Below are 11044 nucleotides of genomic sequence, written 5' to 3'. Positions count from 1 at the left end.
TCTTACGTTTTGAGGACGATTGAAAATAAGAAGAAGAATAGGAGTGTCGATCATATGTATATTGCGAATATGTTTCAAAAGTAGACCAAAGTCTTGAATGAATATTTTGATACTGACTACGTTTGAGAAATCAGGCGGTGCTGGAATTGCGGCAAACAGGCTGGCTGCTTCACTAAAGAATAGCGGCTTTAATGTAAAATTAGCATATGCATTGGGTGACTCTTCCGGAGAGGGTAAGGTAAATATGACAAATTCATTTTTCCTTAAGGCCAGTTTTTGGTGGAATTTTATAAGTGAAAGAGTGTTCGTGAGGTCGTTTATTTCTAAGAAGAAATATCTGTACAAATTTTCACTTGGAAAGAGTGGTTTAAATCTATCAAGGAACCTTGAGGTAGCCTGGGCAGATGTAATACATATTCATTGGGTGAATTTTGGCTTTGTATCACTTGAAGAAATATATAACCTCTCTAAAATAAAACCGATAATCTGGACTTTTCATGACTTTTGGCCCATTACAGGTGGCTGTCATATTCCGCTAAGCTGCGAACTATTTAAAGATAAATGTCAGAGTTGCTTTTATACCTCAAAACCTAGTGATAGAGCTGAGAAACAATTGAACGAAAAGACGCTGTTCTTTAAAAAATTCAGAGGACAAATTACTGTAGTTAGTCATTGGCTTAAAGAACAGGTTTTGGCAGGTAAAGTTTTAAAGGACAGAGATGTACGAGTGTTGGGCAATTCTCTAAATACCAAATTGTACCATCCAATTGCGGATAAGGTTGAATTGAGATATAAATTTAATTTGTCTCCGGAAAAATTTATTATAGTTGCCGGCGCAGCAGATTTAAATGATGAAATAAAGGGGTTTTCATTTTTGATTGAGACGTTAAAAATACTGGATGGATTAGATGATTTCTCATGCACGCTAATTCTGTTTGGACGAGGAACACATTCACTAAATTTTTCTAACATTGAAATTAGGCATGTTGGGGCTGTTGCTTCTCCGAAACAAATGTGTGAGATATATAATTTAGGGGATTGTTTTGTTTTGTCTTCCATTCAAGAAACACTATCGTATACAACAATGGAAGCTATGGCTTGTGGTATCCCGGTGGTTTGTTTTGACGCCGGTGGAGTTACAGATTTATTAATTCATGGGAAAACCGGTTACTTATCGAAGTTGCGCGACTCCAAAGATTTGGCAAAAGGTATTTTTCACTTTTATACTAGCCCTGACTTAAGAAGGGAAGTGTCTGAGCAGTGTCGGAAGCATGTGGCTAATAATTATGATGAACAGGTAGTTTCTCTTGATTACTACAATTTATATCAGGAGGTTTTAGCAGCTTTCAAGTCTAAAAATCAAGGGTGATCAGTTGTCGCACTCTGAAGTTTACCAGAATTTCTGGATCAAACCGAAAATCTGTGGGGTGTATTGAAAAAATCTAATTTAGCAATAATTTATTGATACCTATCTCACGGCGTTCAGGCGGGTGGATTCATCCAAGGCCAGTGTGAACGATTTTGACCTGAATTTGTAAGTATTTAAGTCAAATTGAAACGGTCAAAATCGTTTTTGGTGTGCGACCGGCTAGGTTGGTGCCTTTTTCTTTTGTCCGCCGTGGACTCGGCTCCGTTTTCTTTTGCCTGCGCGGCCCGGGGCATGCAAAAGAAAATGAGGTATATCCTTTGATTGGAATACCGAATAATCAAGTATTGAACGATTGTTTTCAGGTAAAATACAATTACCCCACAACTTTATTGCTTGATCCGAATTTCTTCCCTTCTTTTATCAAAAGGGATGTTTTTGCAGGAATTGATAATGCGATTAGTCAATCCGAATTGCCAAGCTTTAAAGTTTTTTGGGGGATTGAATCTTTTGCAGAAATGAGATTTAAGTACAATATGGAACGCTCTAAAAACATCCAAATACTCAGGAGTAATTAGTTCATCTGACCGATCCAATTGCTTGGATAACTTATTTTCAAGATGAAAAAGTCAGGTCCTTGGCGTTGGCCTGTGCACGGAATAAGGTTCTGAGTGAATTCACTGAAGAAATTTGTGTAAAGTAACATATGGAATTATACGGCAGTTTATTAAGTCGCTAAGATTTACGGTAAGCCCCCATTTTTAAAAATCTGAGGGCAAATTTCAGATGCTGCCAAATCACTAATGGGATACTAAAATGTTTGCATAGTATGGAAAAACGTTCTTTCCAGCATGTTGCAAGTTGCCGATCTGATATTCCTCCTTGGAGGTATTTTGAAATGGCCAAGTTCGTGTTTTTAATAGAACTGGTCCTTGAAATAATTTCGAGCATCCAATTGATGTCACTGCTACATGAATATTTCAAATCATATTCGTTGCAAAGGCTTTTTTTGGCAATGAAGGATTGATGACTCACGACCTGACCATTTAGGAAATCATTTTTACATAGGTGTTTAGGGAGTCTCCGGCTGGTCAGTTCTGTTCGAGTCCCTAAAACTTCACGATTCTGGTTCATTATCAAAGTTTCTCCATAGATGATATCTGCGTCCACTTTTGTTGAGAAGATTTTGTCCAATGTAGAAGAGTCTGCTAATTCATCTCCTGCATTTAAGAATAATACATATTCCCCTTGCGCCATTTTAAATCCCTTATTCATGGCATCATATACTCCGTCATCAGGGGCTGAAGTTACGGTTCTATAAGGGGCTTTGTGGTTTGAGATTATTGAAAGGGTGGAGTCTGTACTATTTCCATCTATAATTATATGTTCAAAATCTGAACATATTTGTTGGTCTATACTGGAGAGCGTAGGCTCTATAAACTCTTCAGCATTGTAGCAGGCAGTAATAATTGAAAGAGATGGCATTGGGTTGTTCATATTTCAAGCTTTCAACAACATGTATTTATTTGAAAATGGGAGCTATTGATTTTATCATTTAGCTATGAATTTTGAAATAACTAAATGATTATTGCGAACTTACCACCCAATTTATTTTTCAGAGCTGATTAGCTGTTTTTTAGTTTATTCAGCATCTACCTAACTGTTTGAGACGCTTAAATGAAGATTTTCGGAATTGACCTAAGGTTAAGAAAGAAGGAAAGGCCCAAAAATGTTGTAAGTGATGAAGTGGTCCAAAAAAATGTATCAGATCCGGATTTCCCCTACTTGGTGAGCTTCTCCAGAACAGGAAGTCATTGGTTGAGAATACTGACTGAAAGCTATTTCGACATTCCTTCTTTAAAATTGATTTTTGAGGAAAAGAATTACCGTAGCTCGGATTTTCTATATTTCCATACTCATGATATGGATTTAAAAACAGAAAGAAGCAGGGTAGTATATCTGTACCGAAACCCTGTCCCTACTGTTTTTTCTCAGATGAAATATTATAAAACGCCAATGGACGATAAGAGTAAAATTGAAGAGTGGGCTACTTTATACGCAAAGCACCTCGACAAATGGCTTTTCTCTGAGCGTTTCACACATGAAAAGCTTATTATCACCTATGAAGATTTGAAGTCAAATCCAGAACGCGTTTTTAAAAAATTGAGTGAATTTTTTGGCCGCGGATATGATAAGGAGAAGGTAGCTTATGCACTAAATCTAGGAACGAAAGAGAACATTAAAGCGCAGACGACTCATGATAGCCAGGTAATAAATGTTAAAGAGGACTATGAAGATCTTCGGAAGGAATTCGAGGAACAGAATAAAGAATTTATTTTTAACATTCTTGAAAAGGTGAATCCAGATCTAAAATCTTTGTTTGATCGATGAGTGTATTAAATGAAATTAAAAAAATACTTGGAAAAGCCGGGATATCTAAAAGAGATATTATTTCCCATTTAGCAATTGATAATCCTGTGATTTTTGAAGCCGGGGCCAATAACGGTGATGATACGGTTGATTGGGCCAAAAAACTCCCTAATGCTCAAATCTATTGCTTTGAACCAATTCCAAGGTTGTTTGAGGTTTTGCAAGATCGGTTGTCTGGTTTTAATAATGTGCAGTGCTTCCCCTTGGGCTTTTCCAACTCTGCAGGTAAGGTAGAAATGTATATTAGTGCCAGAGATGGAGACGAATCAAGCAATCCTTCATCCAGCTCTATTTTGAAGCCAGATCAGCATGTTGAATTTCATCCAAGAATCTCCTTTGATCAAAGAATAGAAATTGAGGTAGATACCATTGATCAATGGGCTAAGAGACAAGGAGTAGATCGTATCGATCTCATGTGGCTGGATATGCAGGGAGCAGAGCATCTGGCATTACAAGGAGCAGAAGAAATGCTATCAAGGGTAAAATTGATTTACTCAGAAGTTAGTTTTAAACAAATGTTCGAAGGCACCCCGCTATTTGATGAGTACACAGGAATATTGAATTCTTTCGGATTCAATTTGATCGCTGTGGATAGAAGATGGAAAGATATGGGTAATGCACTTTATCAAAGAAGATGATTAAAGTTTCCGTTGTTAAGGACTGGAAATATCCGAAAATAAGTAGACAAAGCCCGAATGGTGAAGGAAAGTGGGGTGATGTCCAGTTTATTGATGGTTTTGATTCCAATGCAGATTACTTGATTGTATTCAATGCACCGAACAGGAATATGTTTGGAAACTTTGTTAAGGGCGGTAAATGGATATTAAGCCAAGAGTCACCTATACCATATTACGATTGGCATAAAGAATCCTATCAGTATTTTGACAAAATTTTTGGGTTTTGGAGGGAGGATGAAGTGCCAGGTATTATTCATGCACAAACTTCTTTGCCTTGGCACATTGATCTTAATTATGATGAATTAAAGTCTCTCTCTCGCGGAGCCTTAAATAAGACCAAGAATGTTTCATGGATTACTAGTAGTGCCACGTCTAAACCGGGCCATAAATTACGGATTACTTTTAAGGATTATCTGGAAGGGATCGGATTTGATTTTGATTTATACGGAAGAGGGTTTACTCCGATAAACAATAAATTTGATGCTCTGAGGGATTATAGATATAGTTTGGCGATAGAGAATTATCAGGTGAATGATTATTGGACCGAAAAGTTTGCAGACTGTGTGCTTTCATGGTCAATGCCAATATATTATGGATGCAAGAACATACTGAAATACTTTCCGGAGAAATCAATGTTAATGATCGATCCAGATAATCCTGAGTTGGCTGTACGAAAAATTAATGAGGCAATAGAAGGCAACTTATGGGAAAATAGTCTTGATTATATTGAAGAGGCACGTGAATTGATTCTCGATAAGTACCAGCTATTTCCAAATATTGCCAGCCGGATAATGTCACATCACAGGCCCGGTATAGAAAGAGTTAGCGCAAGTATCCCTGCCAATGCTTACTATAAGCAGAAAGGAAAAGTTAGCTTTTCTAGATTCCTAAAAAAGATATTCGGAAAAATATAATTAGCAAGTGAAGATAAGTGTCGTATTAGGTTATAGGGATAGGGATAGCATCAGGGTCAAAAGGTGTTTTGAATCGTTAAGAGATCAGGGTTTTACAAATTTCGAAATTGTTTTTGTTGATTATGGTAGCATAAAGGAAAACTCAGAGACGATTCTAAATCTTATTAAAGAATTCCCCGCTTTAGATATCAATTACGTTTACGTTTACACAGAAGGTTGGTATTGGAATAGATCTCACGCTCTGAATATCGGGATAAAACAGGCTAAAGGAGAAATCATTTTTTTTGGAGACGTGGATTTCTTGTATCCCTCCGAAACAATGGGATATGTGGCAGAGAATTTAAGGTCGAATCAACAGATCCATTCTTATCTTTTTTACTTGAATGAAACATTCGACAAGTGGGATCAGCTCTTTTACAATAATTCGGATTTCCACAAGAGGCAGTTTGGAGATTTCATTAGAGATTCTAAAGGATCCCATGCGATTTTCAAAAAGGCCCTTAAGGATATAAATGGTTATGATGAGTTTTATTGTATATGGGGGGTGGAAGACCGGGATTTAAGTACACGGCTTGAAGTCAATGGACTTGAAACGGTATGGTTGGATGATGATAAGTTTACGGTGTATCACCAATGGCACCCTACGGTAAATAATAAACATCACTTTTTCCCATCTGGATGGATGCAAAGAATGGAACTTCATTTTTTGGAAAATAGGAACAGACCCAAACGAAATCCAAATGGTTGGGGTAAAATGATTGAGAAGGCTGAAAGACCGATTTTAAAGATGATTGACAATGAAGAATTTTGGTCTGATTGTTTGATCAGGCTAAAGAGAAATAGCTTTTCTCTCAATAATTTTCAATTAGGCCTTATTGATCTATTGGAGACTAAGGGGAAAGTTCGGGTTGAGTATGAGCTTAGAAGCTCCAATAATCCATTCATTCAAATGTTGAACAGAATATTGAATTTGGTTATACCTCAATCTTCTAAAATTGATTTGACAGCCTATGTCAATAATCTTAGCCTCAGGAAATTTCTTATAAGCGCAAGGCCGGATAAATTTTTTGATATGGAAAAGGAGGTCATCGCTGTTGTTTGGTATCTTATATTTAACAAGCGATTGAAAGATCATTATCTCGACTTTACTCACGAAAATAAAGTGGTAATTTCACTATTTGCTTAACCAGTAATAGCCATTATCCTACCTAATCCATTTGGCTCCGCCCCAAATACGTATAGCCCCCAACCTACTAAAGGGTGGTGTTTGGAGGTTTTTTCTTCGTATCCAGGATAGTAGAGCTTATAATTTGACTTGAAGTAATCTTTTATGTACTCATGTGCACAAAGCTGGTTCTCAAATTTATCATAACTGAACATGGGCTTATCTGGCACCTGGAAGTCATCAATAAGAATATAGCCGGAATTAAGGTACTCGCTGAAGTACGAAATCTCTTCTTGCAAAGGCCATCTAAATCCATAGCTGTGTGCATCAATCCATACCAGACATTTTTTGCCAAATATATCCTGATGGTTTTTCTTCAAGCTAATCATGAAATCCTGTGAGAGCTGATTGTAAATCTTCACATTACTAAAATTTGATGTATTCCTAGTGGCATGCTGATAAGCCTCAGGATCAGGCTCACAAGAATAGCACATTATGTCAGGGTAACTTTTTGCAACATAAGCTAACGTTGACCCCACATTGGTGCCGGTTTCAATAAAGACTTCAACACCTGTATTAATCAAAAAATCTACTAGGTCCATCAAGTAAGTGTCACCATGAAAACCTACTGGCATAAGATTGAATCTGGATTTTTTTTCTAAGAGTTTCTTAAGGATGTTCATTTTAAAAGTTTGTTCAGATAATTTTCACTAATCTTCAAAAATATTTGATTTATTTCTTGTGACGGTTTAATGATAATTAATCCACCTAAATAAATAATTGAAATAACCGTAGAATTTAGCATAATGCTGATAATTGGATACTGAAATTGTGGGATCAGGGTGCCTATAGTAAATGTGAACAGCCCAAGTAGCAGGATCGTAACAGTATGTTTATCAAATGGATGAATTTTAAACTTATCATAAACAATTATCAATCTCGATGTATCAAATATCAAATAACTTAATAAGGTAGCGATTGCCGCACCAATCATGCCTATTTTTGGAATCAATAATAAGTTTAGACTCCAGGCCGCCAAGCCTAGAATTAAAGTAGTTGTAAATCTTTGTCGGTACAGACTTGACATGCTTATAATGGAACTGCTAACATTAAATAGCATTTGAATTAGCCGGCTAACACCAATAATTACAACTACTAAAAACCCTTCTCTAAATTCATTGCCTTTTGGCATGAGCTGGTACATTTGATCAAGGTTAAGCACAATTAACAGGAAAATGAATGATCCCAGTATGAATTGATTTTTAGAGGTTTGCTTGTAGAGTTTATCAATACTTTCAATATCGTTTGATTTTAAATGCTGGGAAATGATCGGAGTGATCATTTTACTGATTGACTGACTCGGGATTTGGATCACAAGAGCAATGAGTAATGCTGTTGTGTAAATGGCGTTTGAGTTCAGTCCTAAATAGCTGGAAACCATAAGTTTATCCATTTCCAAAACAAATATAAAGCTTGCTGCAGACATCGTGGAAAACAGGATAAAATTACCAAATTCTTTATACTGCTCTATTCTAAAATGAAAGTGCCAATCCCATCCTAACTGATCTCTTTTAATCAAAACAAATAACATCACAATATTGATGATGGCGTAGTTGATAATATTTCCCCAGACGTAACCATCAAAGCTTATGAATCCAAGCCCGAACAAAACAATAATAGCCGTATGGAGTAATTTTTGAACGATGTTTACTAATAATCCAGAAATGGAAATATTTAGATAGGTGTTTAATATTCCCTGAAGGTAAGTGCTGATTAATATTAAGGATAAAAGCAGATAAATAATTGAGTAGTAGGGAGACAAGGCCTGAGAGCTATCATTAAATAAAATGATGATCTCTTTTTTAAAAATATGGCCAATAAAAGTGAGGATTGTGAATCCTAATGAAAGGAATAGAATATTTAGAGAAATAAATTGCCTTTTTTCTTTTTCTGAGAACCCTGGAAAAAATTTCATGACAGCACCAGGAATCCCCAGTATTCCAAAAGAAGCCAAAAATGTCCCAGCACTTAGTATTGTTCTCCAAAGTCCGATTTCTTCCAGATTCATCCATAGTGGAAGCAGTATTATAGCATTGATGTAACCTACTCCGGTTCCCAAGTAGGCGCTCACTGTTCCCCAAAAGCTCTGCCTAACTACAATTCCCATTCTTTAACCTCTTTGCGATACATAACAGCGTATCCAACCCTTTCACTATTTTTGGCTTGAAGTTACTACCATATTTACATCTCAATTGACTCAATTTTTAAATAATCAAAAGATTTTCATAACTGGGGGGACCGGGAGCATCGGACGAGGCTTGATTGCTTATTTGCTCGAAAATATTCCAGGTATTCAATTGACCATTTTTTCCAGGGATGAGCATAAGCAGCTTGATCTGGAGCGTGATTTCCCTGGAATCCATTGTGCTTTAGGAGATATCAGGGACTACGACAGGCTAAAGGAATGCATGGATGGGCAGGATGTGGTGATACATTTAGCTGCACTAAAACAACTTCCCAGGGGAGAGTTGCATCCTACTGAGTTCACGAAGACGAATACCTTAGGTGCAGAGAATGTCGTAAAGGCTGCCTGTAAAAAGAATGTCAGGAGATTGTTGTTCGTGTCCTCAGATAAGGCGGTATTACCTCCAAGCCATTACGGTTCTACTAAGTTATCAGGAGAAAAGTTAATGGTGCAGTATTCGAGCAGATACCCAGATATAGCCATGTCCATCCTTCGGCCGGGCAATGTCTGGGGATCTAGAGGTTCTATCTCCCAGCTATTGATGTCAGAGAAGATGGATGACCTGCTCGCCATAACCGATACGAATAATACACGTTTCTCGATTTCACCTGAAGAGGTGGCAAAATCAATCGTGTTTGCTTTGAAATATGGACAGCGATCGGAGGTTTTTATTCCGAAGATGCGTGCTTATTTGCTCAAGGATCTATTGGAAGCCGCTGATATTATTGAGTTCCAACTGGTTGGCTTGCGATCAGGAGAAAGGAGCCATGAAGTCATCATGTCAAAACAAGAGATGAAAAGAGCACTTGAAACAGGCCAGGGTTTTTATATTTTACCAAACCAGGAAGTAACTCCAAATAATTCGGATTTATGGTCCGATTTGTCCCTGAATAAGGTAGACGAATCAGAGGCCTTCGATTCTCAGAATGCTGCACGAATCTCTGTTGATGAGTTGAGAGAATTATTAAGAAAACCTGCAAAACGCTTTGTTAATGAATAGTGAGGAGTTTATCCCGCTTTCGCGTCCCTATATTACTGACCAGGATGAGCGTGCAGTACTTGATGCCATCAAATCTTCTCAGCTTAGCCTGGGCGAAAGAACAAGCGCATTTGAACAAAAGTTTGCATCGCTGGTCGGAGCGGAATATGCGGTAGCGGTGAATTCGGGTACCTCAGCCTTGCATTTGGGTATAAAGGCCCTAGGGATATCGAAAGATGATGAAGTGGTTGTTTCTCCGTTTTCATTTATCGCATCGGTTAACTGTGTGCTGTATGAAAGCGCAAACCCTGTATTTGTAGATATTGAAGAGCAAACACTTGGCTTGGATCCGAACCTGGTGTACCAAGTCATCTCAGATAAGACCAGGGCTATTCTCCCGACCCACGTTTTTGGTCAGTCATGTCAAATGAAAGACTTGTGTGAACTGGCAAAGGGTCATCAGTTATCAATCCTGGCTGACAGTTGTGAAGCAATTTCAGCTAAACATCATGGTAAGGAGGTACTGGAGTATGCCGATCTGGCCACATTTGGCTTTTATCCTAACAAGCAAATGACAACCGGTGAGGGGGGGATGCTGGTGACCAATAATCTCCAAATGTATCAGATGGCCAAAAGCCTAAGAAACCAGGGAAGGGGAGATGATATGAATTGGTTGGTTCACGATCGGCTCGGGTACAATTACCGTATCAGTGAGATAACGGCAGCCCTGGGATGCTCTCAGGTAGATCAGATGCCCGAAATTCACCTGAGGCGTCAAAAACTGGCAGCGTATTACATGAGTGCATTCTTGGAAATTGATGAGATCCAATTGCCTCGAGTGCCGGACTACAACGAACACTCCTGGTTTGTTTTTGCGATACGAGTTTCGGAAACCATTAGAGATGTGTTACTTCAGAAATTAAATCAAAAAGGTATTCAGTCTAAAGCCTATTTCTACCCGTGCATCCATTTACAACCGTTTTACCGGGAGCGTTTTGGCTTTAAGGAAGGCCAGTTTCCGGTAGCTGAGCGTGTGAGTAAGGAAACCATTGTGTTGCCGTTTTTTACTTCCATGACCGAAAGACAGGTAGATATCGTAAAGACCAGATTGATAGAATCCCTCAATGAGATCCGAAAGGGTTATTAGAAGAAGAACAAATCCCCCTTTTTCAAAGGGGGTAAGGGGGATTTCTAAGTCGCGGTCTCAATTGATTGTTACTCGATGACCGGTTAAACAATCCCCGGCTTTCAGCCACCCGTTACAAGGG

At 38.1% G+C, this 11044-nt stretch carries 11 protein-coding genes; 8 read left to right on the top strand and 3 right to left on the bottom strand.

What is annotated here, in order from left to right; all coding sequences use genetic code 11:
• The first annotated feature begins 97 nt into the window (after positions 1–97).
• Positions 98–1369 (top strand): glycosyltransferase, encoded by a 1272-nt coding sequence (locus NXR94_RS07645; protein ID WP_258104027.1) that lies wholly within the window; start codon positions 98–100, stop codon positions 1367–1369.
• Between the two features lie 227 nt (positions 1370–1596).
• Entirely contained in the window at positions 1597–1944 is a 348-nt protein-coding gene (locus NXR94_RS07640) for a hypothetical protein (protein WP_258104026.1), read from the top strand.
• 157 nt (positions 1945–2101) lie between these two features.
• On the opposite strand, the gene NXR94_RS07635 is transcribed toward NXR94_RS07640, so the two are convergent.
• Positions 2102–2863 carry a glycosyltransferase family 2 protein gene (locus NXR94_RS07635; RefSeq protein ID WP_258104025.1) on the bottom strand — a complete coding sequence of 254 codons (762 nt, stop codon included), beginning with the start codon at positions 2861–2863 and terminating at the stop codon, positions 2102–2104.
• Positions 2864–3043: 180 nt separating this feature from the next.
• On the opposite strand from NXR94_RS07635, the gene NXR94_RS07630 reads away from it, so the two are divergent.
• The 4 genes from NXR94_RS07630 to NXR94_RS07615 are packed head-to-tail and all read left to right on the top strand — an operon-like array spanning position 3044 to position 6573.
• On the top strand, positions 3044–3757 hold the full coding sequence (locus tag NXR94_RS07630) for a sulfotransferase (RefSeq protein ID WP_258104024.1): 714 nt from the start codon (positions 3044–3046) through the stop codon (positions 3755–3757).
• Positions 3754–4434 carry an FkbM family methyltransferase gene (locus tag NXR94_RS07625; protein WP_258104023.1) on the top strand — a complete coding sequence of 227 codons (681 nt, stop codon included), beginning with the start codon at positions 3754–3756 and terminating at the stop codon, positions 4432–4434. The genes NXR94_RS07630 and NXR94_RS07625 overlap by 4 nt, the downstream gene beginning before the upstream one ends.
• Positions 4431–5387, top strand: coding sequence for a glycosyltransferase family 10 domain-containing protein (locus tag NXR94_RS07620; protein ID WP_258104022.1), 957 nt, complete (start codon positions 4431–4433; stop codon positions 5385–5387). Before NXR94_RS07625 ends, NXR94_RS07620 begins: the two co-directional genes overlap by 4 nt.
• Positions 5388–5394: 7 nt before the next feature.
• A complete protein-coding gene (locus tag NXR94_RS07615; protein WP_258104020.1) occupies positions 5395–6573 on the top strand; it encodes a glycosyltransferase in 1179 nt (392 codons plus the stop codon).
• Here NXR94_RS07615 and NXR94_RS07610 read toward each other — a convergent pair.
• Both NXR94_RS07610 and NXR94_RS07605 read right to left on the bottom strand, forming a co-directional pair.
• Complete coding sequence (locus NXR94_RS07610; RefSeq protein ID WP_258104019.1) at positions 6570–7235, bottom strand: hypothetical protein; 666 nt, start codon at positions 7233–7235, stop codon at positions 6570–6572. The genes NXR94_RS07615 and NXR94_RS07610 overlap by 4 nt on opposite strands.
• Entirely contained in the window at positions 7232–8719 is a 1488-nt protein-coding gene (locus NXR94_RS07605; RefSeq protein WP_258104018.1) for a lipopolysaccharide biosynthesis protein, read from the bottom strand. Before NXR94_RS07605 ends, NXR94_RS07610 begins: the two co-directional genes overlap by 4 nt.
• An 85-nt stretch (positions 8720–8804) precedes the next feature.
• On the opposite strand from NXR94_RS07605, the gene NXR94_RS07600 reads away from it, so the two are divergent.
• Positions 8805–9797: a polysaccharide biosynthesis protein gene (locus tag NXR94_RS07600; RefSeq protein ID WP_258104017.1), complete on the top strand. Its 993-nt coding sequence runs from the start codon at positions 8805–8807 to the stop codon at positions 9795–9797.
• Entirely contained in the window at positions 9790–10923 is a 1134-nt protein-coding gene (locus tag NXR94_RS07595) for a DegT/DnrJ/EryC1/StrS aminotransferase family protein (protein ID WP_258104016.1), read from the top strand. The genes NXR94_RS07600 and NXR94_RS07595 overlap by 8 nt, the downstream gene beginning before the upstream one ends.
• Positions 10924–11044 lie beyond the last annotated feature (121 nt).

The organism is Marinoscillum sp. MHG1-6, from assembly GCF_024714475.1.
Taxonomy (GTDB): domain Bacteria; phylum Bacteroidota; class Bacteroidia; order Cytophagales; family Cyclobacteriaceae; genus JAMZMI01.
This window is presented reverse-complemented; position numbering and strand designations above follow the sequence as displayed.